Annotated in this window: 20 protein-coding genes and 1 tRNA gene; 9 read left to right on the forward strand and 12 right to left on the reverse strand. The window is 47.9% G+C overall.

The window, feature by feature from the left end; translation table 11 throughout:
• Positions 1–3 precede the first annotated feature (3 nt).
• Positions 4–606 carry a hypothetical protein gene (locus B0475_RS12290; RefSeq protein ID WP_157892922.1) on the forward strand — a complete coding sequence of 201 codons (603 nt, stop codon included), beginning with the start codon at positions 4–6 and terminating at the stop codon, positions 604–606.
• A 5-nt stretch (positions 607–611) separates the two neighbouring features.
• Here the strand turns inward: B0475_RS12290 and B0475_RS12295 are convergent, their stop codons facing one another.
• Positions 612–2,366 carry an ABC transporter ATP-binding protein gene (locus tag B0475_RS12295; RefSeq protein ID WP_077412161.1) on the reverse strand — a complete coding sequence of 585 codons (1,755 nt, stop codon included), beginning with the start codon at positions 2,364–2,366 and terminating at the stop codon, positions 612–614.
• 9 nt (positions 2,367–2,375) lie between these two features.
• Positions 2,376–2,684 (reverse strand): DUF3301 domain-containing protein, encoded by a 309-nt coding sequence (locus B0475_RS12300; protein ID WP_198538239.1) that lies wholly within the window; start codon positions 2,682–2,684, stop codon positions 2,376–2,378.
• Between the two features lie 426 nt (positions 2,685–3,110).
• Here B0475_RS12300 and ppnN point away from each other — a divergent pair, with 426 nt between their 5' ends.
• Positions 3,111–4,493, forward strand: a complete 1,383-nt coding sequence (gene ppnN / locus B0475_RS12305; protein WP_109862392.1) for a nucleotide 5'-monophosphate nucleosidase PpnN — start codon at positions 3,111–3,113, stop codon at positions 4,491–4,493.
• Between the two features lie 76 nt (positions 4,494–4,569).
• Here ppnN and B0475_RS12310 read toward each other — a convergent pair whose 3' ends face one another.
• The 4 genes from B0475_RS12310 to B0475_RS12325 form a co-directional block, all read right to left on the reverse strand.
• Positions 4,570–7,290 (reverse strand): DUF748 domain-containing protein, encoded by a 2,721-nt coding sequence (locus tag B0475_RS12310; protein WP_077412163.1) that lies wholly within the window; start codon positions 7,288–7,290, stop codon positions 4,570–4,572.
• A gap of 17 nt (positions 7,291–7,307) precedes the next feature.
• Entirely contained in the window at positions 7,308–8,255 is a 948-nt protein-coding gene (locus B0475_RS12315; RefSeq protein ID WP_077412164.1) for a helix-turn-helix transcriptional regulator, read from the reverse strand.
• Positions 8,255–10,195 carry an acetoacetate--CoA ligase gene (locus B0475_RS12320; RefSeq protein ID WP_232781879.1) on the reverse strand — a complete coding sequence of 647 codons (1,941 nt, stop codon included), beginning with the start codon at positions 10,193–10,195 and terminating at the stop codon, positions 8,255–8,257. Before B0475_RS12320 ends, B0475_RS12315 begins: the two co-directional genes overlap by 1 nt.
• A 140-nt stretch (positions 10,196–10,335) precedes the next feature.
• Positions 10,336–10,878 carry a hypothetical protein gene (locus B0475_RS12325; protein WP_077412166.1) on the reverse strand — a complete coding sequence of 181 codons (543 nt, stop codon included), beginning with the start codon at positions 10,876–10,878 and terminating at the stop codon, positions 10,336–10,338.
• A gap of 230 nt (positions 10,879–11,108) precedes the next feature.
• Between B0475_RS12325 and B0475_RS12330 the strand changes: the two genes are divergently transcribed.
• Genes B0475_RS12330 through B0475_RS12350 form a run of 5 tightly spaced genes read left to right on the forward strand, consistent with a single transcriptional unit; the run spans position 11,109 to position 16,565 of the window.
• Positions 11,109–13,241, forward strand: coding sequence for a pilin (locus B0475_RS12330; protein ID WP_077412167.1), 2,133 nt, complete (start codon positions 11,109–11,111; stop codon positions 13,239–13,241).
• Between the two features lie 9 nt (positions 13,242–13,250).
• On the forward strand, positions 13,251–13,979 hold the full coding sequence (locus B0475_RS12335) for an RNA polymerase sigma factor (RefSeq protein ID WP_077412168.1): 729 nt from the start codon (positions 13,251–13,253) through the stop codon (positions 13,977–13,979).
• A complete protein-coding gene (locus tag B0475_RS12340) occupies positions 13,957–14,802 on the forward strand; it encodes a HEAT repeat domain-containing protein (RefSeq protein WP_157892924.1) in 846 nt (281 codons plus the stop codon). The genes B0475_RS12335 and B0475_RS12340 overlap by 23 nt, the downstream gene beginning before the upstream one ends.
• A 24-nt stretch (positions 14,803–14,826) precedes the next feature.
• Positions 14,827–15,729, forward strand: coding sequence for a DUF4097 family beta strand repeat-containing protein (locus B0475_RS12345; RefSeq protein ID WP_077412170.1), 903 nt, complete (start codon positions 14,827–14,829; stop codon positions 15,727–15,729).
• 35 nt (positions 15,730–15,764) lie between these two features.
• Positions 15,765–16,565: a DUF4097 family beta strand repeat-containing protein gene (locus B0475_RS12350; RefSeq protein WP_198538240.1), complete on the forward strand. Its 801-nt coding sequence runs from the start codon at positions 15,765–15,767 to the stop codon at positions 16,563–16,565.
• A 355-nt stretch (positions 16,566–16,920) separates the two neighbouring features.
• Here the strand turns inward: B0475_RS12350 and B0475_RS12355 are convergent.
• Positions 16,921–17,007: transfer RNA gene (locus B0475_RS12355), tRNA-Leu, on the reverse strand.
• A gap of 212 nt (positions 17,008–17,219) precedes the next feature.
• Here B0475_RS12355 and B0475_RS12360 point away from each other — a divergent pair.
• Positions 17,220–17,531: an HPF/RaiA family ribosome-associated protein gene (locus B0475_RS12360; RefSeq protein ID WP_077412172.1), complete on the forward strand. Its 312-nt coding sequence runs from the start codon at positions 17,220–17,222 to the stop codon at positions 17,529–17,531.
• A gap of 60 nt (positions 17,532–17,591) precedes the next feature.
• On the opposite strand, the gene B0475_RS12365 is transcribed toward B0475_RS12360, so the two are convergent.
• The 3 genes from B0475_RS12365 to B0475_RS12375 all read right to left on the reverse strand — a co-directional run bounded on the left by B0475_RS12365 (position 17,592) and on the right by B0475_RS12375 (position 21,571).
• The gene (locus B0475_RS12365) at positions 17,592–18,059 is read right to left on the reverse strand and encodes a Dps family protein (RefSeq protein ID WP_077412173.1); all 468 of its coding nucleotides are present in this window, start codon (positions 18,057–18,059) and stop codon (positions 17,592–17,594) included.
• Between the two features lie 138 nt (positions 18,060–18,197).
• Positions 18,198–20,078 (reverse strand): formylglycine-generating enzyme family protein, encoded by a 1,881-nt coding sequence (locus tag B0475_RS12370; RefSeq protein WP_077412174.1) that lies wholly within the window; start codon positions 20,076–20,078, stop codon positions 18,198–18,200.
• The gene (locus tag B0475_RS12375) at positions 20,075–21,571 is read right to left on the reverse strand and encodes a bifunctional metallophosphatase/5'-nucleotidase (protein WP_198538241.1); all 1,497 of its coding nucleotides are present in this window, start codon (positions 21,569–21,571) and stop codon (positions 20,075–20,077) included. Before B0475_RS12375 ends, B0475_RS12370 begins: the two co-directional genes overlap by 4 nt.
• A gap of 109 nt (positions 21,572–21,680) precedes the next feature.
• Between B0475_RS12375 and B0475_RS12380 the strand changes: the two genes are divergently transcribed.
• Positions 21,681–22,742, forward strand: coding sequence for a ribonuclease D (locus B0475_RS12380; protein ID WP_157892927.1), 1,062 nt, complete (start codon positions 21,681–21,683; stop codon positions 22,740–22,742).
• Here B0475_RS12380 and B0475_RS12385 read toward each other — a convergent pair.
• Together B0475_RS12385 and B0475_RS12390 are read right to left on the reverse strand one after the other, a co-directional pair.
• Positions 22,728–23,051 (reverse strand): hypothetical protein, encoded by a 324-nt coding sequence (locus tag B0475_RS12385; RefSeq protein WP_077412177.1) that lies wholly within the window; start codon positions 23,049–23,051, stop codon positions 22,728–22,730. The genes B0475_RS12380 and B0475_RS12385 overlap by 15 nt on opposite strands.
• Complete coding sequence (locus B0475_RS12390; RefSeq protein ID WP_077412178.1) at positions 23,048–23,530, reverse strand: GNAT family N-acetyltransferase; 483 nt, start codon at positions 23,528–23,530, stop codon at positions 23,048–23,050. Before B0475_RS12390 ends, B0475_RS12385 begins: the two co-directional genes overlap by 4 nt.
• Positions 23,531–23,537 lie beyond the last annotated feature (7 nt).

Here is a 23,537-nt window from a genome sequence, read left to right on the forward strand (position 1 = left end):
GTAGTGCATTTTAAGCCCGGCGTGAGCAGCTCATTGGTTAGACCGATGTTGTTGATGTCGTTGCTTTTATGGAATCATTCACTGCCTGCTGCCGATGACGCATTCGCTCATGATCATCAGACCATTGAGCATCAGGGCATCCAGCTCATTGGTACCACCCGTTTTACCGGGCAGGTTCAATCGTGCCTGGATTTGCTGGCAGAAAAAACACCAGAAGACCTGGCATTTATCCAGCAATACATTGGGGTAATCAAACAACATAAGAAAAGTGGTATGGTGGCCTGGGCCAATCCACCCCGTTATGAAATGAGCGCTAAAACAGCCTTTTACTCAATCACCTGGTGTGCCAGCACGATCGCCCATGATGCGATGCATTCCAGGCTGTATCAAAAATACCGACATGTGCAGAAGGGACAGTTATTGCATAAGCTGTGGGCCGGTTTCAAGGCTGAATCACGAGCCATTCATTTCCAGACACAGGTGGCCAAACGGTTAAGCGCGCCCGAAGAGGAGTTGCACTACCTCAGGAACCTGAAAGGTACCCATTCAGATCTGGATGGTGACAGAAAACTGACCAACAAAGATTATCAAAAACGCGATTGGTGAATCTGTCAAACCTGACCAGTCTGAATGTGCCACAATTGCTGATAGCGCCCTTGCAGTTGTAACAGCTTTGAATGGGTGCCTGATTCAACAATTTGACCGTGATCCAGCACATGAATCTGATCGGCATGGACCACCGTTGACAGGCGATGAGCGATCAGGATGATGGTTCGCCCGGCAGCAATTTTTTTCAATGACTTTTGAATGGCCGCTTCGGTCTCGTTGTCCACGGCCGATGTGGCTTCGTCGAGGATCAGAATTGGCGGGTTTTTCAGCAGCGCTCTGGCCAGAGCGATGCGTTGAATCTGACCGCCTGACAGTTTGACCCCTTGCTCGCCCACCAGTGTCTGATAACCCTGGTCCAGCCGGGCAATGAAGTCATCGGCTTCAGCCAATTGTGCGGCTTCTCTGACCTGAGTTTCAGAGGCATTGTCATTGCCATAGCGGATGTTGTCATAAATGCTGGCATTGAACAGGAAAGTGCTTTGTGAGACCAGTCCAATCTGTGAGCGTAGGGTGGTGATGCTGATGTCTTCGATCGACCGACCATCCAGGTTGATTTGGCCATTTTGAGCATGGTAATAACGCATCAGCAATTTGATGATGGTGCTTTTGCCAGAACCGGTTTGCCCGACAAAGGCCACTGTTTCACCTGCTTTGATGGTCAGGTTGATGTCTTGCAGGGCAGGTTTTGACTGTGATTCATAGGTAAAAGTGATGTCCCTGAGGTTGATGCTGCCAGAAAGTACGGTGTCTGCTGCCTGATGATGGTCTTTGATGCGGATCGGTTCATCCAGCAAACCCAGGATGCGCCTGGCCGAAGCCATACCGCGTTCGTACAAATCCATGGTATTGGCCAGATCGCGGAATGGCCACAGCAGACGTTGGGTCAGGAACACCAATACGCCATAGGCTCCGACCGCCAGTTCGCCATTCAAAGTATCCAGACCGCCAATAATGAAGGTGGCCAGAAAACCCGTCAGTATGGCCATCCTGATCACCGGCGTAAAGGCTGAGCTGATGCGAATGGCCGATTCGTTGGCTGCCACATACTGTTGAGAAATATCGGCGATGCGTTGTTGTTCATGGTCTTCTTTGGTGAAGCTTTTGATGGTTGCTACACCAGCGATGTTGGTGTTGATCGCTGCGGCAATTTGTCCGGCTTTTTCGCGCACTTCGGCATATCGCGGCTCTGCTTTGCGCTGAAAATAAAAAGCACCAAAGATGATCACCGGAATGGGGGTGAAAGCCAGTAGGGCCAGTTTGGTAGAGATCAGAAAGAACACCGCCCCAACTGCCACCACAGACGTGACAACCTGCAGAATGTCATTGGCGCCAATGTTCAGAAAGCGTTCCAGTTGATTGACGTCGTCATTGAGGATTGCGGTCAGTCGTCCTGTGGACTGATCTTCAAAAAAACGCATGTCCATTTTTTGGATGTGGCCATAACAATCAACCCGGAAGCGGTGTTGGATTTTTTGTGCCAGCTCACGCCAGTTGCGCAGGTAGAGGTATTGAAAGATGGATTCTCCTGCCCAGATCAGGAAGGTCATCACACCCAACAGGTATAACTGTTGTTTGGGGTCGGTGATACCCAGGGCTGCAACAAAGGAGTCTTCCTGGTTGATCACCACATCAATGGCAATGCCAATCAATATCTCAGGAGCTATGTCAAACAGCTTGTTGACCACTGAGCAAATGCTGGCCCAAATGGCTTGTCCCTTGAATCCTTTACCGTATGAGAGTACTTTGAATAGGGTCATTGATGACAGTTATGATTTGATGAAATTGAAGGTTTGAATTTCATTGTCACGAAAATATTTGATTTCAGTGACCACCCCGCCATGATGAGTGATGGTGCCCCGATAGCGCCTGGCATCGGGGTCGGAGAACTCAAATTGAAACTCTCTGAACAGTGACAGCTTGCCTCTTCTGGACTTGATCCTGAGGCGGACCTGAATCAGCGAGTCATCCAAAAAAGCCCAGCCTTTTTGTTGTGTCAGTTTTTTACCGGTCAGCCTGCAGATGTCCAGTGCACTGGTTTGGTTGTGCCAGTAATAGCCGATCAGGCCCATGATCATGAGGAGGGTCAGTTCTGTCATTGCTGTTAAAAATGGAAGTGAGGTGACCAATTATCTGAAAGAGGTGATTATATGATGATCCGGCGGTCATTATTCAACCAATGATCAGAATATTGTCCCAGATGTTGTCAGTCAGAACCCGCTGATCCTGCCGACTGGCATTTTTAATCATGCACAGGTATAATATCAGGCATTCACTGAGCCAGCTTCTATGCTGGCTTTTTAGTCAAAATGACATGGCCACTGATTAACATGGCTGGTCAGTCGTTTCCACCTGCTCAAAGGTGGCAAATGGCGGCACGTGACGTGTCGCGAATTTCTTGATGACTTCATTGTCAGGCAGAAACCACACAGGTTACTGTCAGGATGCTTTGACCCCTCAGGAAAATTCAAAGATTGATAATAATAATAAAAAAGGAAAACAAGATGAATAACGAAAATAATTTAAAAGTCATTGAAAAATGCACCATTGCCGCCCGGGGCGGTATGACCCTGTTGTCGCAGGAAGAAGTGAACATGATGATGGAAGTCGGTAAAGGCGGCGTTCATGAACTGTTCCGGAAATGCTGTCTGGCTGTACTTAATTGTGATGCCAAGGAAGACGACGCGATGGCTGTTTTAGAGCGCTATCCGGATTTTGATGTCACCCTCATTCCACGTGAAAGGGGCATCCACTTGCGCTTCGTCAATGCCCCTGCACAGGCTTTTGTTGATGGCAAGATGATTTCAGGTATCCGTGACTCGATCTTTTCCGTGTTGCGTGACATTGTGTTTCAAAGCACCGAAAAAGGGGAAGGTCATTACAACCTTGAAGAGTCATTTGACATCACCAACTTTGTGTTTGAAATATTGCGCCGTGGCGAAGTTCACCAGTATGGTGCTGAACCGAATCTGGTGGTTTGCTGGGGAGGGCATTCCATCAATCGTGATGAATATCAATACACCAAGGACATTGGCTATCAGTTGGGGTTACGTGGGGCTCACATTTGTACCGGTTGTGGTACAGGGGCCATGAAAGGGCCAATGAAAGGTGCCACCGTGGGTCATTCCAAACAACGGATCAAAGACGGTCGTTATATTGGCTTGACTGAACCGGGTATCATTGCTGCTGAAGCACCCAATCCAATCGTCAACCACCTGGTGATCATGCCGGACATTGAGAAACGCCTGGAGGCTTTTGTCCGTTTAGGTCATGGTATCATCGTATTTCCTGGTGGTGTGGGTACGGCCGAAGAAATTCTGTACCTGATTGGTATCTTGTCACACGAGAAAAACAAAGGCGTGCCTTTCCCGTTCATCATGACCGGGCCTAAAGAGTCGGCTGAATACTTTCACAAGATTGATGAATTCATTCGTTTCGCCCTGGGTGATGAAGTGGCTGATATGTACGAAATCATCATCGATGATCCGGAAGAAGTGGCCGTGAGAATGATGGCTGGTATGGATGCGGTTAAACTGTATCGAACGAAAAACAGAATCAGCTATTACTTTAACTGGGGATTGCACATTGACAGTTCATTCCAGTTTCCGTTTATCCCTTCTCATGAAAACATGGCCTCTTTGGCGTTATACAAAGACCGCCCTGTTGAAGAGTTGTCAGCATCTTTACGACGCGCTTTTTCAGGCATCGTGGCTGGAAATGTCAAGGAATATGGCGTACAGCAAATCAGAGAACATGGGGTCTATAAGATCAAAGGTGATAAAGACCTGATGGAAAAGCTGGATGATTTATTACAGTCCTTTATTGAACAAAAACGCATGAAACTGCCTGGCAGTACATATGTGCCGGTATTTGAAGTGGTCAGGTAATTGACTGTCTGCCGTCCGAAAAAAAACCGCCTTAATGGCGGTTTTTTTGCTTTTTGAGGATGCCTCAGGAGCGGTTTCATTGACTGACGCCCAGTTTGACCAGAGATATACTCAGTTCTGAGGGTACAAGCTGTTCTGTGAAAATTCGCTCAGCGGCAATGTTGTGCTGATGAACCAACTGGTTTTTGATGGCCAGAACCCGCTGCCCGTTCAGTGAAGTATGCTGTTCAGGAAGAATGCCCTGACGTTGCAGCAAGGCCTTCCAGATGCTTTGGTGATCGATGGTACCGTTGGCCTCAAGGTGGGTTTGCAATTCCTCAGGAACCAGCTGTGCTTCCAGCCACTGCTTTGTCAGTTCATCAGTCAGATCCAGTGTCGAGAATGGGGCTTTTTCCAATAATAAAACCTGCTGTAATCCCAGTTCGTCATATGCCAGATTCGTCATTGGGTTGAGTTGTAGATTCAAATCAGGTTTTTGATGCATGATCGCTGCAATTTGAGTCAGCTTATGTAGTTCGGCAGGGAGCAATTCTGCCTGGCCGGACTGAAACTGGATGTCACTGAGGTTGGGGTCCGGGTTTGGTATCAATGCACCCAAAATTTTGAATGGTGAGGCGACGATGTTGGTGATCAGTTTGAAGATGGCCTTGCCGACCAGGCTGCCATAACTGAACTCCGGGTCATTGAGGTTGCCAGAAACCGGTAAATCAATGTGCATTTCACCCTGTCCATTGGTCAATAAACTGACAGCCAGTTTCAAAGGCAGGTCAATGGCATCGGGTGAGTCGGTTTTGTCGCCCAGTTTAAACTGCCGGAAGATCATTTTGTTGTCCCCTTTCAGTTCATGTTGATTGAGCGAATATGCCAATTCGAGATTCAGCTTGCCACCCAAGATAGGAAAAGCCACATGTTTTTGGGCATAGGGAGAGAAAGCCAGTAAATCAAGGTCATCTACCCGGATGGTCAGATCGGTGAAAGCTGCGGAACTCAGTGGATTAATTTGTCCGGCAATTTGAACCGGTGAAAACTGATTGAATCTGCCGGCCAAATCCACATCAGCCCGACTCAAAGTGGCCGAGGACAGTCCGGTGATGGCACCGTTCAGACCCGACAAACTGGTGGTCACTGCTGGATTGATGCTTTGATCGATCAATGCCGTTTCAGTGTCTGTGATTTTGATTGTGCCAATTTCAATGACCCATGGTGGTTCACTGTTATCCGTGGTTGCCGCCTTATCAGTCTCTGTTGGCGGCTGATTGAGGTTTTGCATGTTGAGGTTTTGGTTGGGGTCTATGATCAGGCTGCCACTGGCCTGATCCAGGGTGATCTGATCAATCAGGATTGACCTTTTCCCACTGTCGATGGTGCTGGCAGCCACGTCAAGCGTACCGATGTTTGCAATGGATTGCCCCTGGGCATTATTGAGCTGCAATTGACGGAGGGTCCATTGTCCATCCAACATCAGTCCGGTGGCACGGCTGGTCAGTTGATGAGCGCTGCTCAGGGTGCCGTTTGCCACCGACAAATTCGTTTGTTGCTGCAGCCATGGACTGAATGGTGCCAGCGCCAGTTGGTCTGTTTGCAGTTCGCTGGTGAAGTCCAATGAATCGTCCAGGGTTTGCACTTCAGCGCTGAGTATGCCGCCAGCTGCCAGTTGCCATTCGCTGTTGGTGGAGATGACCTGATTGGTGTTGTTGAGGTTAGTCAGTTTGAGGTGATTCAGTTGTCCAAGCAGCTGACCATTCACTGAACGGTCAGTGAAACTGACTGGCCAGTTTTCCAGGGTGATGTGAGCAACGTGCACTTTCCATGGATCTGTCGATTGAGTTGACGCTTTTTCGGCAGTGGGCAACATCATTGGCCAATAGAGTTGCCAGTCCGCCTGATCACTGAGCAGCTGTTGCAGTTCAATGGTTCGTTCATTGGCATCAATTCGCAGGCCTTCCCAATTGGCCTGCAGTTGGTTGACGGCTGCGTTGTCTGCCCAGGCAATTTGCCAGTCAGTCCAATGCGCCTTATCTATGCTCAGGACTGGTAAAGCATCAAGCGACCATTGTAACTGGCCGGAAGCCGAGAGTGACCCTTGTTCAGTGGTCATTTCCAATGACTCAGGCAGCAATTGAAGCAGGGTAGATGATTGCCAGTTGGTCAACTCCAATGCTGTGTTGATGATGGCCTGGGGATGGTTGTAAAGACCGGTCAGTTGTAGTTTTTCATCATGTTGAGTGATGATGGTTGCACTGAAAGCGGTGTCTATGTCATTCGGGTTGAGTTGTTCGTGAGACAATTCGAGCTGTTTGATGTTGAGGGCAAAATCCTGTCTGACCTGACCGGCTTCAAGGGCCATTGATCCGCCGTTGATTTGAATGTTGGCGATGGCGTAATTGGGTGCTGATGATTCTTCAGTAGCAGACTCCGGTAAAGTGAAATATGGTGTCAACAACCCTCCTTCAGGCGCCGTTTTGATGGTCAGTCTGGGTTGTGAAAGGAGCAGTTCAGAAATGCGCCACTGGCCACTCACCAAGTATAAGGGGTCAAAATTAATGCGCAGTTTGCTGGCTTGAAACCAGTTTTTCTGGCGGCCATCAATCACTTCTATGTTGTGCAGTTCAGTGACAAAAGTCAAAGGGTTGAAATGCACTTCATTCACTTTTGCGGTCATTCCCAGTTGTTGTTTCAGTTGCTGGCTGAATTGCTCAGAGATGATTCCGGGAACATAAAAAAAACCCAGCAGCAGGTAGCTGAGAATCATCAATGCCAGCCAAAAACGTTTGTGATGGTGTATTTTTTTCGTCATGCGTACCGTTTCAATGATCAGTCATAAACTGACTGTATGTCCCTGAGTTGTGTTTTAAACTGTTTCCTCAGTGATTCCGGAGCCAACACTTGTGCGGCTGGCCCCAAACGCATCACATCGGCAATCAGTTCCCTGTTGTCATTGTAAGGGATGTGCAGCAGGATGTGTGAGCCATCCAGTTTTTCCATGTGTTGCTGTGAATGCCAGTGTTCAAACACTGTCCATGGTGCCATGTCTGTGTTGATTTTGATTTCGGCTGTGTGTTTCATCGGACCTGAAAAAATACCGTAACTGTCGGCATAGTGGGCCCTTAATTCAGCGGTGCTCACTTCCCTGGCTTGTTCCACGTCGATACTGATGTGTTGGATTTGCTCCAGCGCAAACAAACGGATGTCATCGCGCAAATGGCACCAGGCATCGAGATACCAGGCGTTGCGGTAACTGGTCAGCCGCAAAGGAGAAACCAATCTTTCGGTGTGTTCTTGCTGTTGCCGGTTTTGATAGCTGATGTTGAGTTTTTTTTGTTGTTGTAAGCCAGTCATCACCTGCTGAAACACATTGGGGTCCGGCTTTCTCGACAAGGCTGGAATGATTTGAATCATGCGGCGGTTACGGATGCCTTTTTGTTGCAATACCTTGTCTATGCCATCCAGAATCCGTTGCATGGGTTTTTGCAGTGAGTCAGATTGCAGGTCTTCCAGTAATTGGGCGGCCATCAGCAGACCCTGGGTTTCTTCGGCATTCAGACGAATACCTGGCAAATCAAATTGCGCTGAGCGATCATAATAAACCCCGTTCTCATCTGAATTGATGGGTGCGTTGAATTCATCCCGCAAGGTGGCTATGACCCGGTAAACTGTGGCCTGAGAGCATTCCAGACGTTCTTTCAGAGCGTCCACTGATATGGGTGTGCGGCGTTCTTTAAGGATTTTATCCAGCACATATATGCGGTCTATTTTTTTCATCAGTCCTGTAATTCAGGGAGGTTGGCGAACAATTTCAGCGCACCTGGATTGGCCAAAGCATCGGTGTTGGCGACTTGTTTGCCATGAATGACATCACGCACCGCCACTTCAACAATTTTACCACTGATGGTTTTGGGGATTTCATCAACGGCAATGATTTTCGCGGGCACATGTCTGGGAGTGGTGTTCTGGCGGATGGTCTGACAAATTTTTTGTCGCAGGTCATCATCCAGTTGATGGCCGGGTTGCATCACCACAAACAACACCACCCGGGTGTCATCTTGCCATTCCTGACCAACCACAATGGATTCAGTGATTTCATCCAGAGATTCCACCTGGCGGTAGATTTCTGCGGTGCCAATGCGTACCCCGCCTGGATTGAGGGTGGTATCGGAGCGTCCATAGATCACCATGCCACCCTGGGCGGTGATTTCAGCCCGGTCAGAGTGGCACCAGATGTTGTCAAACACATTGAAATAGGCTGCTTTGTATTTTTTATGGCCAGGATCTTGCCAGAAGCTCACCGGCATGGAGGGGAAGGCTTTGTCACAAGCCAGTTCGCCGGGCTGGCCAATCACACTGAGTTGATTTTTATCCAGTATTTTAACTGCCATGCCCAGTCCCAGGCACTGTAACTGCCCCCGGTAAACCGGTAAATTGCTGTTTCCCAGCGCAAAGCATGAACAGATGTCTGTACCACCGGAAATCGATGACAAACACACATTGGCTTTGACATCCCGGTAGACAAAATCAAAACTTTCCGGCATCAATGGAGAACCCGTTGAAAAAATCGTTTCCAGTTGCTCAAGCCGGTGACTGTTGCGCGGTTTGATGCCGGCTTTTTCAACCGCAGAAATCCATTTGGCAGAGGTCCCGAAATGACTGATTCTGTGTTTGTCGACCAGGTCAAACAGACGGTTTCCATCCGGGTAAAAAGGTGATCCATCGTACAGCACGAGGCTGGCTCCGGTGGCCAGGGTAGAGGCCATCCAATTCCACATCATCCAGCCGCAGGTGGTGAAATAAAATAAGCGTTTGCCTTCGGCCACATTGCCATGCAGCATCAGTTCCTTGAGGTGTTGTAACAAAATACCGCCTGTGCGGTGCACGATGCATTTGGGTTTGCCTGTGGTGCCTGATGAATAGAGGATATACAGCGGATGATCAAATGGTACCGCGGTGAACGTCAGTGGCTGGTCGGGATCGGTGCCATCGAGCCAAGAGGTGAAATCTGTTGTGCCCGCAGGCAAGTCCCTGTCATGGTTTACAAAGTCTACCACCACCGTGTGTTCAATGCTGGCAATTTGCTCCGCTATCTGCTGTACTTTATTCAGGCAGTCATGGGTTTTACCATTGTATTCATAGGCATTGGCGGTGAACAGCACCTTGGGCTCAATCTGACCAAAACGATCAACCACACCATTGATGCCAAAATCAGGAGAGGTTGATGACCATACAGCACCCAAAGAAGTTGTGGCCAGCATGAAGACAATGGTTTCGGGAATATTGGGCATGAAACCTGCCACCCGGTCACCTTGCTGCACCCCGCATTGCTTGAGTTTTTGTTGAACCCTGGCGACTTGACTGCGCAGTTGGTCATGACTGATTGATTGGGTATTGGCCGACTCTGACTCAAAAATCAGTGCATTGTCACTGCCCTGGTGACGCAGCAGGTTTTCGGCAAAGTTCAGGGTCATGCCAGGAAACCATTGAGCGGCTGTCATGTGCCCCTGATCAATCAGGTTGGTGTCACTGTCCTGATGCACGATGACACCACAAAAATCCATCACTGCCCGCCAAAAGTCGCCCCGCTGATTGATTGACCAGTCATGCAGTTGGTTATAATCAGTCAGGTTTAGTCCACTTTGTTCTTTGAGTTGTTGGATGAATTGAGACAATTGGGTGTTTGCCAGATCAGCTGAACCGGGTTGCCAAAGCATGGGGTCTGTCATGTTTTAATGAGGTCTGTGAAAGACCCCGATTCTAACAATTTTTAAACCATCTGACGAAGAAAATCAGTTACTTGTTGAAATACCGGGCCTGACAACTTCAGTTGCCAGGCCAATGGGTATCTATCTCCTTATTGTTTATGGATTAACTCATCCAGTTGAAACATTTTGTATTCAAAAGCTTGGATGTTTGACTGGTATCTTTGTTGCAAATCACGCAGTTCCTTATTGTACTGGTCGATGCCGAATGCTTTGACATAGCCGGAGACATCGGCAACATGATCAGGATACAGCTGCTCAATGATGCGCAGGTCTTCAAGCCATGGGCAGCTCAGGCAGACGGGTGGAGTCGGGAATTCAGGCCACAGTACCAACCCAGGATGCAATTCATATGAGGGTGCTGTGGGAGAGCGGTAGATGAACATGGGGACACAGGATTGCGTGCCATCCCGGCCATGATACAGACCAATGGTGCCGCGTGGATCAACTTCCATGACTTTGTCATCAAAAGCAGCGTCACAGGCTGCCTGGGTTGGACCTGAAACCGGATGACGGCTGCCATCCTGTAACACCACCAAACCTTCATATCCGACAACTCTCAGGGATTGACTGTGCCCTGCAAAACTGATCATCAGCAGACCAAATAACCATAATTTAATACCAATTGATTTCATTTTCTTTACTCCTTTGATTAAAAAAATTTACCAACCCAGAGGGGTCAGTTATGTCAGCATTCGTATGATCCTGCAATTTTCTGACGCGTTAAGACGGCCTTCATGCCCAATTGAGAAGTACCTCACATTATCTGTATGGATTGAGTCATGGCAAAGGTTTGTCCTTGATGACTGGCTGAAAAAAAGAATGCGTTTATAATGCTTATTTTTAAATAACAGGAATAACAGTCATGTACAGCAAAGGAATGATTCTGCTGGTGATGTTGGTCTCACTCACCGGTTGTGATGAACACATCAGCAAAGAACAGGTTTTAACCGACGTCAATCGTGACACCCAGCCGGTTAAACAAGCGTGGTTAAGAAACCATTTACCCGATCATACCCTGGGCTATTTAAATGTGCCTACGCCGTGGAATTATTTGTTTGATGCCAAAAATGATGTGTTGCATCAGGTTCAGTCAACGGCTGTTCATCAACAACAAACCAGAGACATCATCCAGGGATATCGGGATAATTACCTTCATCTGGTACCGGCTCAGTACCAGGAGTTGATTGAGTTGGTACTTGTTAAGATGGATACTTCTCTGGAGCTGGCGCTGATCAATTATGCAGAGGCTGCTTTGTTACCGAATGTGGCTGTGGGGACCCGATTTAAAAACCTCAGCGCAACACAGCTGTTGACTCAGGTTGAACAGTTGTTGGCCGTGATGGCTCCGGGAACCATCATAGAGGCGGTTGATGGTGAATCCATATGGTCATTCAAAATCAATGCGATTCAAAGCTGGATGCGCTACGATGAATCGACTGGGCAAATGTTGATACTCAGTGGTATGGGAGCCAACGCACAGCGTTTGTCAGCCTTGTGGACCGAACCTTCGGGAGATCGCCTGCAAGCCATTCAAAATCTGGACATGCAATCTGATCCCAGTGGCCTGAATTTCAGGAGCTGGTGGGCACCTGCTCGAATATATCAATTGGCTGGCGCTTTTGTGCCCCCTGATGATCATCAAAAAATTGCATACTTGGGGCTTGATCAAATTGATTATGTTTGGGTGGGCAGTGAATCAGCCAGAGGTCAGGCAGCCCTGGCGATGCATCTGCTGATGCCAGAGACCGGTTTCCGTCTGGCTTTACCCCGGGCGGAGGACTGGTATGACATTGAATTGGCAGGAATACCTGATTCGGTGATACAAATCACCATGCCCACCACCGGGCAAGTGGCACAAGCCAAAACGTTCCTGAAAACTGATCAATGGAATGTGTCAGAGGCCGCATACGACGAGTTGGCTTTTTTCCGGGACTTTGAAGAACTGATGGGGTTTGGGTTTGCTGATATGTTTGATGCCTATGAACAGCAATTTTATGTGGTCAGCGATCAGTCAGGGTCATGGATGGCAGTGAAGATCCGTGATCGTACGCTGTATGCAGAGCTGGACAGCCAGTCCAATCTGGCCTTGGGCATCTCACCCAGTCAGCGGTCATTGTCAGGTGTGATGATCAACGAGGCCCATTTTTCGTTATGGCAAAAAGTCTTTGCCGGAAGTACCTCAGCTGCCAACAATAAAAATGCTGAACAAATCAGTCAGTTTCTTGGCTTATTCAAAGACCACATTTATTGGTATGAAGCGGATGATGTGGTCTATCTGAGTTACCTCCCACAGGTATTGGCTGAAAAGAAATTGAGCAAGCATAAGGTTAATTTGTCTGCCTGGCTGACGGCTAATCAAGGGTCGAACTGGAATGCAGCAATACTGGCATTCGGTAAGGATGTCAAAGGATTGCCCAGAGACATTTACCACCGTTACCTGAGGTTGATTCAGGCCCTGGCTGATTTGGCACAGGTGGAGGTTGATTTGTTTGCCTTTCCTACGGCCCGTGAACTGAATTTGCCGGACAGTGGACGAATTAATCTGACTGTGTCCTCAGATGCAGAAAAACTCAGTTTGCGATTTGCCTATGAGCATTCATTTGCTGAAGGCTTGTTTTATGGCGAAGGAACGGTTTTACTGGCCACCGCTGGCATCCTGGCGGCCACCGCGATCCCTGCTTACAATGACTACCTGTTGCGGGCGAAAATCGGCAATCGCCTGACTGCATTGGCGGACACCAAAACAAGCATTAATGAGCACTTTATCAGCAGACAATCCTTCACAGGGGTCAATGAATCACTGAACCTATCCGCACAAGGACTGTTGTTTGATGAAGAGCAAGCCGTTTTGATGGTACCTCTGGTTGATTTAGATGAACGTTTCGGAACTGATGATTATATCTACATGAAAGCCGATGGAACTGAGTCGTTTGTCATTGAGTGGGTTTGTTACAGTGACATTCAGCAAAATTTACTACCAGCTGCCTGCCGCTAAAGATTATTCATGACATCACTGCACCTGGTCATCATTTTTTGGCCGGGTGCTTTTTTATTAAGCGATTGCAGTTTTTTTACTTCACTGGCGTTACTTTTTTTGCCAGTCCACGTTTCCGGCCATAAGATAGAGATTGACACACAGTCAAACAACCGGAGCAGAATCATCGTTTCAGACAACCAAATCATGATGCAGGTCAAAGCAGGGCAGACAGCCATGTTGGGGCTGTTGTATGAGAGGCACAAAAAGGCGTTGTTTGGTTTCTTCTACAAAATGTGTCGTTCGACCACTGTCAGTGAAGATTTGGTGCAAACAGTTTTCATCAAGATACTGCATGGAAAAGAAGGCTTTATGGGACATGGCCAATTCATCACCTGGATGTTCCACATCGCCAGAAATGCTTTGCATGATCACTACCGCAAACAAAAAAACAATCACCTCGAATTACTTGAATCAGGGCCAGACTCGGTGGCAGGAAGTGCTGATGTGGCTGCCAAATATGACAGTGAACAAACCATCAGCCAGTTGTTTTCAGCGATCGATTTGTTGAGCGTTGATAAAAAGGAATTACTTGTAATGAGCCGCTTTCAACACCTGAAATACAAAGAAATAGCCACCATCACCGGCAGTACTGAGGGTGCGGTCAAAATGAAAATGCGTCGCACCTTGATTGAATTGCGGGATCGGTTTAATGAGTTACAAAACGGAGGCATACATGTCACGTCAAAAAAACAGTGAGCAGCTGGAGTTGCTGATGATGGATTACCTGTCGGGCAAAATGTCTGCCAGTGAGCAACAGCAGTTTCAGTGCTTGCTTGCATCACATCCTGAACACAGCCAGGAATTGCTCGAATTAGAACACATGTTGCTTGTGTTTGATCAGCATCAACAACAACCGGTACCTAAGCCTTCAAGCGCGATGGATGACCGGTTTTACGGTATGTTGCATGAGCACATTCATCAGCAACAAGTCCAACCTGCAACTTCAGTTTCACAGTGGCACCAGCGAATTAGACAATGGTTCAGCTGGCAATCATTGAAACCGATCGGCTTTGCTTTCAGCATGCTGGCAGTCGGGGTGTTAATCGGGCAAAACCGACAATTAAAAGAAGAGCAGCAACACTGGCAGGCCAACCAGGTTGATCAGCAACAACAGCAGATTCAAGCCCTCACTGTGCTCGCCATGTTGGATATGCCTTCTGCCAATAAACGTATGATGGCCCTCAATTTAGCGGCCATGACACAACAACCAGGTGAGTCCTTGATAGAGGCTTTGTTGATCACGCTGAAACAAGACAACAACGTCAACGTGAGGCTGCAGGCATTGGATACCCTGACCACCTGGATCAACAATGATAACAGCAACAGCTTCCTCAGAAATGGACTGGTCAGTGCCATTGATCATCAGCAGTCGCCCATGGTGCAAATCGCCATGGCTGACCTGATGCAAAGAATTGGAGAGCCTCAGGCAGTGAAACCCTTACAGAAACTGCTTGAACAAGAACCGTTGATCGAACCAGTGAGAGAAAAACTCACAGCTGCAGTCGATCAATTGATTTAATCAAACCAACAACAGGAAATTAACATGAATTACATCCATTCCATCTACACCAGTTTGCTGGGGATGGCGGTGCTGACACTGTTCAGCACCACTTCCATCCATGCTGGTGAAGTCGCATTATCAGAGCGTGCTGTCATCAAACGACAAGACTCATTTGCTGATCCGCAAGGACAAAATACACTGATAGTGCACAATATTTTTGGTGCCATTGATGTGCAGGGTCATGCCGGTGATGACATTCAGATAGTGGCCAGCAAATCCATTTATGCGGAGAACCGTGCTGATCTAAAGCAGGGCATGGAAGAAGTGGAATTGCGGGTTGAAAACCTGGGCAATCAACTTTATGTGTTCCTTGACTTGCCGCTGGTATCATTCAATGCCACCACTGGCGAGATCAGTTATGAGGGCTACTGGCAACGAGACAAGCACCGGCATACGGGTTATCGACATCTGCTGGACATTACCATCAGAATTCCCAGGCACACCAGTCTGAAGCTGTCGGCGATCAACGACGGAGCCATTACAGTCAATGGTATTGATGCGGATTTTTTGAATGTGTCAAACATCAATGGAGCCATTGAGTTGGTGGATGTGGCTGGTCAAACACGCGTGAATGCAATCAACAAAGACGTCCACATTGCTTACCGCAGCAATCCCCCGGCAGAATCCAGTTTTGAAACCATCAATGGTGATCTGAACATCAGCTTCGCTGGCACACCGGATGCAGAAGTCATCTATCAGACCATGCATGGGGATTTGTATACGGCTTATGACGTAACCCCCATGAAGCCACAGGTTGAGGTGCAAAATAAACAACGCAACCGTGGTATCAAATATCAACTCAACGCAGACAGTCGCCTGCAATTGGGGGCCGGTGGTGCTGTATACCGGTTCAAAACCCTCAATGGTGACATCAGATTACAATGAACAAGGAGCCAATGATGAAAAAAATGAGATATGTAATGTATTTATTGATATTGAGCCCGCAGTTGTGGGCCCAGTTGGACGAGGAGATGGTTGAAGAGCTGGTCATCCCATTGAGTCAGCCTGGTAAGCCAGGAATCTTGGAGGTCAATCAGATTTATGGTGGAATTACCGTGACTGGGTATGATGGCAATGAGGTGATCATTGTGGCCCGCCAGAAAAAAATGCATCGCACTGAGCCCATGAAAAATGGTCTGCGGCGAATTCAGAATAACAGCATGGCATTGGAAGTTGAAGAGGCTGACAACCATGTCGAAGTGGTGTCGAAAAACTGGGGCAGCGATGGCCGCGCGGTGCTTAATCTGGAAGTGCAGGTGCCACGGAACTTTAACCTCAAATTGAAAAACATCAATGACGGAGCAACCCATGTTGAACAAGTCAGGGGTGATTTGGAAATCAGTAACATCAATCATGACATCATTTTGATGGATGTTTCCGGATCAGCAGTGGTCGACAGCATCAATGGCACCATCAAGGCGGTGTTCAATGAAGTCAGCAGTGACAACCAACTGGCATTCACCAGTTTCAATGAAGATGTTGACATTACCTTGCCGGCTGAAGTGAAGGCAGATTTCAAGTTACAGACTGAGTATGGTGAAATTTACACAGGATTTGACATTGATTTTTCAGCCACAGCACCGCAGATTAAACGAGAAAAGGGCAGCGGCAGTTATAAAGTCAAACTGGAGAAATGGGTGTCCGGTCAAGCCAATGGTGGTGGGGCAGGGATTGTACTGAAAAGCCATTCTGGCGATCTGATCATCCGCACCGATGAGTGATGTTTTCAGTTGAGTCAAGAAAGCATAAAAAAGCCGCTTCGATCAGCGGCTTTTTTGATTATCGAACCGGAAAGCTGTTCCCGGAAACCTGCGGTCAGTGCCTGGTCTTCAACCAGTTCATTAATTGTTGGCACCAATGGCTGTGACGATCACCTGACAAAGGGTGGTAAGCAGGGTAAGGAGTGAATGCTTCTAAGCTTTCGTCAATGGTGGTATGGGTTGGTTTTTGTTCTGTATGCATAAATCACCAGATGGTTATTTAGATGCCACATATTTTAAGGATAAGACTAGAGTAAAACACCCAATAAGGATTTTCTTTGGGTTTTGTTCAGATTGGGTTCAGGTAAAAAAAAGATGGTGCCGAGGGCGAGAATCGAACTCGCACTCCCGTAAAGGAACCGGATTTTGAATCCGGCGCGTCTACCAGTTCCGCCACCCCGGCACAGGGTTGACAAGTATATAAGATTTTGGCTTGATGGCAAGTGATTTTTTAAGATAATCCTGGCTGATGGGTATCCTTAGGCGGCCAGTATTGCACAGTGAACGGACAGATGACCCTGCTGATTGTGTAAATAGCGTTCGATTTTGTTTGAAAAGTGAATCATTGACCACAGAATATACGCATCAAAACAACCAATCCTGAGGAGCTCAGATATGCAAATACAAGTCAATACCGATCATCACATCCAGGGTGGAGACGCCTTAACCCAACATGTGGAAACCCTGCTGAATGATGCTTTGAATAATTTCAAAGATGAAGTGACCCGGGTTGAAGTGTTCATTGCCGATGAAAATGGCCACAAAGGTGGTGATGATGATTTGCGTTGCACCATGGAAGCACGCATCAGAGGATTGAAACCGTTGGTAGTGACTCACCATTCTGACAACATCCATACCGCCATCGATGGTGCTGCAGAACGGATCATCAGGTCGGTACGCAAAACCGTTGAAAAGCGGCGGGGTTAAATCGACGCAACAAAAAAACCAGCCACCAGGGCTGGTTTTTTTTGGTCTTAGAGTTGGTGATTAGCCCAATAAAGATCTGATCATCCAGGCATTTTTTTCATGAAATTCCATGCGTTGGGTCAACAAATCTCCACTGACTTCATCGGTATCAATGGCTTCACTCTGCAACAATTCTCTGGCGTGTCTGATGATCACTTCGTGTGATTCGAGCAGGTTTTTAAGCATGTTCTCTGCATTGGGTACGTCTGTCTCTTCTTTGATTTCAGTCAGTTTTGCAAATGCCTGATACGAACCCGGGGCGAATTCACCCAAAGCACGGATGCGTTCAGCAATGATGTCTACAGCAGTCGCCAGTTCTGTGTATTGCTGTTCGAACAACGCATGCAGTGAGGTGAACTGGGGGCCGGTGACGTTCCAATGGTAATTATGGGTTTTCAGATAGAGGGTATAGGTATCTGCCAGCAGACGACTCAATCCATCGACGATGGTTGAACGATTTTCAGTGTTGATTCCTATGTTGATGCTCATAATGATGTACTCATATTGATTAAGAGCTTATATTTTAACCATAGGCGGGGCAGATGTACATTTGAGTTAATTGATCACATCAATCGACAGAATAGAATGAAGGTTTAATTGTGATCATTAATATCGATTGATGGCCGGTCAATATTGCATCGTTTTTGCCACCCTGAAACCCAGCCGTGGATCAGTGAGGGTGGTGCTGGCGCTGATGCGATGTACGGTGCGGTATTCCTCTTGTGAGCTGCCCCAGTTGCCGCCCCTAATCACCCGGTTTTCACAACCGCGGTTAACCCATGCACTGCCATCTGTGGGGGCTCGGGTATAAGAATCATGCCAGCAATCATCAACCCATTCCATGACATTCCCACTGAGGTCATGCAAGCCATAAAGGTTAGCCACGAATGTACCAACCGGTGCAGGTCCCCAGAACCCATCTTCGTAATCAGGAAAACCTTCGCGCCACCGAATCCGGCTGCGCTTGAATTTATCTTTGGCCCCTGAATAGTTGCCCAAAACCTGACTGGGCGCATCATTGCCCCAGGGATAAAGGGTTTCATTGCCAGCTCCCAGCACATATTCAAATTCGCTTTCACTGAGCAAACGATATGGTTGTTGGGTACTGCTGCTGAGCCAATTGGCATAGGCCTGTGCATCTTCCCAGGAAACATGAATCACCGGTGCAGCAGGGTCAGCGGCTTTGCCCAGGTAATCATGCCGCCAATTGATGTTGAATTTGTCCTTAAAACGACCGGTTTTCTCATCGTAAATCTTAGCCCGGTTGTTGCGTTCTGCGGTGGTCTGATATCCCGTGTTTTCGACGAATTTGCCAAATGCCTCAACGGTGACTTCAAATTTACTGATGGCCAGGCCATAACTGATGTTGACCTGATGTCTTGGGCGCTGGTGTTTGGGACCGGTTTGGCTGCCCATGTTAAAAGAACCGGTGGGCATCACCACCATGGTCGGACCACTGGTTCCATTGCCCAATAAGTCGTTGAACTCATCTGCGATCTGATAAGGACCGTACAGCCTGGTTCTCTCAAAAACAAGGCGATAACCATTCATTTGCGGCCTGGCAATTTCCAGTTCACTCAACTCATCCATCATGTCAGCGGCTCGCAGCAGGTTGAGGTTGTTAATGGCCCGGTAGAACTGTTCATCGAGGTAAGCAAAGCGTTTTTGTTTGAGTTGTTGAATCTCCTGGCTGACGTTGATGGTCAGTGGGTGGGTCTCATTTAACTCAGCCATTCTTTGCCACTGCAGGTCAGCAATGATGAAATCCTGCTCGTTGGCAGCCAACAAGGCCTGATCCTGTAAGTTGCTGAGAATCTGTAACTCCAAATCTTGGAGTGGCGGGTAAAATGGATCCAGGTTTTTGGCCACAATCAGGGTGTGCAAAGCATCTTTTTGATCATCCTCATACAGGCGGTTATTACTGATGTGTGCAACAATTTCATCCTGTAATCGTTGTAGGGTATACATGACACTGATCTGATCGGTATAAACCGGGATTTTGCTGTCACCGGCATCGATGGACTTGAGTCTGGCGGTCAATGCAGTGAGGGTCTGGGCATCATAATCACGGATCGCCTGATCGGCCTGGTCATACAATGAGGCGTGAACGGTGGTCATCAATTCATCAATTTCTGCAGATTCAACACCCAGTTCACGGGCTTTGAGCAAATAGAATAAGGTGTTCTGATTATCCGGAAAAAAATCATGGTCCTGCTCATGAGACAACCTGGCCAGTTCCAGCAAATCATCCAGGGTCAGATTGGCATCATCAAAATCGCCTTTGTTGTCCAGCCAGTCAGGTATTTTCACCTGTTCAATCACAGCCTGAGGTAAGGTCTTTGGGTTTTCTTCGATGGTGGTTTCGGAAATGACAGCTGTGACATTACTGGAACTGGAGTTGTCTGCTCCTGGTTGGACAAACAGGTTGTCATGGGTTTTCAGGTAATACAGGCCGTATATCAACAAACCACCCAGCAACAACATAAATGATTCTTTAAAGCTGATCACATGCAGTCATCCCTGCTGGTATTGCAGATACGAAAATCACGCCTGGCATTCAAGCCATTGGGTAACAGCGGCAAATAATCGCTCATCAGTTGCTTCAGTTCAGTGCCATTTGATGAGCATGCCTGTTGCATGGATTCATTGAGCATGGTGTAGCCATCCTGGTCACCACCTTCAGCAATCAGGTAGTAAGGTACCACCGCCCTGATGGTGTCCGGGAGGGTGGTTGAGTCATGCTTTTTGAGATGCACATGACTGGCAGTTTGTTCAACAGGATTGTGAATATAGGCAAATCCTGCGATTTGCAACCAATGTCCATTGGCTGTCCAGCTGGAGATGCTGTGATTCAAAATGCTCTGAAACAAGCCGCTGTCAAATTCAATCAATCGCAGGTCGCTGGGATAGGGGAACATTTCTTCAAGGTGCTTGACCGTGATGCTGGCTCCGGCCGGGATGTTTTGGTTCAGGCGGATTGATCCTGAATTCAGCAATACCACATCAGCCTGGCAGCTGGCGAATGTTGTCATGACCAGATCAGCCAGTACGTTGCCCAAATTGGTTTCGAAGCGACGGATTTCAGTTTCTTCTGCAATCAATTGGGTTTGGGTCATCCCCAGGGTCTGATACAGACAATCATCAGGTAACTGCCGTTGTTGGCAGTATGAACGGTCAGTCTGCCGGACCAGTTGTTGGATTAATTGAGCTGTTGGCGGATCTTCAGGAAAGGCTGCACCCAATTCCACAACTGCGGGAGTCACACTGAATCCAGCTTCACTGAAGACCACTTCTGCGACAATGGCTGAAGCGGCATCTGCATCGGCTTTCAGTACCCAATGGCCATCCACCTGTTCTGTTTGTACGTAGTGTTCGTGCCCACCAAATATCATGTCAGGCCGGTGTTCATCAGGCAACTTCATCATGGCCAGATCATCCTGCAGCCATTGATGGGTCAAGCCGATGACCAGGTCTGCGCCTTGTGACCTCAGCTGCGGGACAAATTGACGGGCAGTTGCTGGGTAGTCACCGAATGAGTCGATGTATTCAGGGTGCGCCATGCCTGTGGTGTGAGAAAATATACCCACCTTAATGTCACCAAATTGAAGCAGCAGTTGATTGCGCATTCTTGCTGAAGATAAGCTTCCGGGTTTCCAGTTGATGTTGCTGCCCAGCCAGACAAATTCTGACTGGTCCAGTAATTGATTCATCAGGGGCACATGTTTCATGCCGCCTTTATCAAATTCATGATTGCCCCAGGTCACCACCATTTGTTCATCAAATACATCCGCCAGTCCATCCATCATGTTGAGGGTTTGAATCATGGCTGTTCCGTTGTCTTGTTTACTGATGAATGACGGATGCAGGAAGTCCCCGGCATGCAAAAACAACACGTGGTCATACTGATCCATCAGTTGAGTCCTTAAGGCCCTGACGCGGGCCAGGCCGCCCGTGCGGCCTTCATCGATGCCGGCAATCCGGTAGACATCATTGATTGACATGATGGCCAGCGTTGACTGTGGTTGTTTGATGGATGATTTGATTGTGTTTGCCTGTTGACAGGCTGAACACACAAGGGCTATGGTAGCAAGGCTTAAAAAACGAAGATTCATGACCAAGATTTTATCAAATTTTATTTGGGTAGATGACAAAGATGCGGTATTAAATTTACTGGATCAGTTATCAGCCGATAATGATTATGCTGTTGACACAGAATTTGAACGCAGCAGAACGTTCTACCTTAATCCGGCATTGTTGCAAATCAGTTGTGCTGACAACTGTTATCTGGTGGACATCGCCATTGCTGAGCTGGCTGAATTGTTGTTGCCAGCGATCAAAGGGTTGGTCTTGCATTCCGGTTCTGAAGACCTGGAGTTGTGGTATCAGGTGACTGGTAAAAAGCCAGCGCGGGTATTTGATACCCAAGTGGCTGCGGCTTTGTGTGGATTCTCCCTGCACACTTCTTATCTGAACCTGGTCAAAGCTTTGATGGATGTGGAGCTGGACAAAGGGCAAAGCAGATCAGATTGGCTGGCCAGACCATTGAGCAACGCTCAGTTGACCTATGCAGTAGAAGACATCGCCTATCTGGATGCTTTGAAAGACCAATTGAGCCAAACCATGGAGCAGCGAGGCATGCTGCCTTTATTCACAGTCCTGATGGATCAGTTGATTGCTCAAATTGATCAGGACCATCACAATGACAAGATGTATCAGAAGTTGGTCAAGGCAGAGCGTCTTAACAAGGAACAGGCTCACAAGTTGTGGTTGATTTTGCTGTGGCGTGATCAATTGGCCAAGCAACGCAACAAACCCAGAAACTGGATACTCAATCCGAGGCAGCTAGCAGCAGTGGTTCGTAAAGTTAACCATTACAGTGACTTGTATCATTTGGGTCTGCATCCTAAATTCGTTAAGCTCAATGGTCAGTCGCTGATCAAGGCCATGGCTGATGATTCGCCCCTGGCAGCAAATCCATTACCACAGAAATTGGTGCTGAGCGGCCAGCAAGGCAGTCACATGAAAGACATGAAGCAACGTCTTGTGGAGGTTTGTGAGCGGAAAGACATCGACCCGGCCATCATCATCAACACCCAGGCCCTGAAAAAACTGGCTGCCTCAGGTGGAGATCTGGAGTCATTGCCGACCTGGCAGGCTTTAGTGGGTGTCTGAATCGCCTTCAGGGCAGGCGTTAAAAGCACAGTTGTTGTATGGATCCCGGCCAACATAACTGCCATCAGGACAACGCTTGACTTCCTGTGTACACATCATGGGTTCCTGTGAGGACTCAAGGTCAGGTCCATCACAGGGGTAAAATGCGCATTGGTTTTCCGGATCTCTGCCAACCTGTTGTCCGTTTTCACAGGTTTTCAGATCGTTGGCACATGTTTCAGACTGTGATTGAGCGGATTCATTGTGCTGATTGACTGGCTGACAAGCTGTGATGAGACCGCAGAAAATCAACAGCAGACATGTTTTCACAGTGATTTTTCCCAGAACATGGCAGCCCCGTTGGCATCATCCAGCTGATATTGCCTGAAGCCATATTGTTCATAAGCCGACTGGGCAATGGAGTTGCCTTCCAAAACTTCCAGGGTCAGCTTGCAACAACCCCTTTGATTGGCGATGTCTTCCACCAGATCAAACATTTTACGGCTCACACCCATGCGGCGATATTCGCTGGCCACAACCACATCATGGATGTTGATCAATGGTCTGCAGGCGAAAGTAGAAAAGCCTTCAAAGCAATTGGTCAATCCAGCAGGCTGGCCATCAACATATGCAATCAGGCTGAAGGCATCAGTTCTTTTGGCCAGCTCAGGGACCAGGTTTTGTGCGGTGAAGTCGCTCAAAGCCACACCACCGCCCATTGGGTCGGTGGCGTAGCAATCAAGCAATTCGATCATGTGCTTGGCATGTTCAGCATCATGGTAATCAATTTGTATGACTTCAACTGACACCCGCGGA

The organism is Marinicella sediminis (assembly GCF_002000055.1).
GTDB classification, from domain to species: Bacteria; Pseudomonadota; Gammaproteobacteria; order Xanthomonadales; family Marinicellaceae; genus Marinicella; species Marinicella sediminis.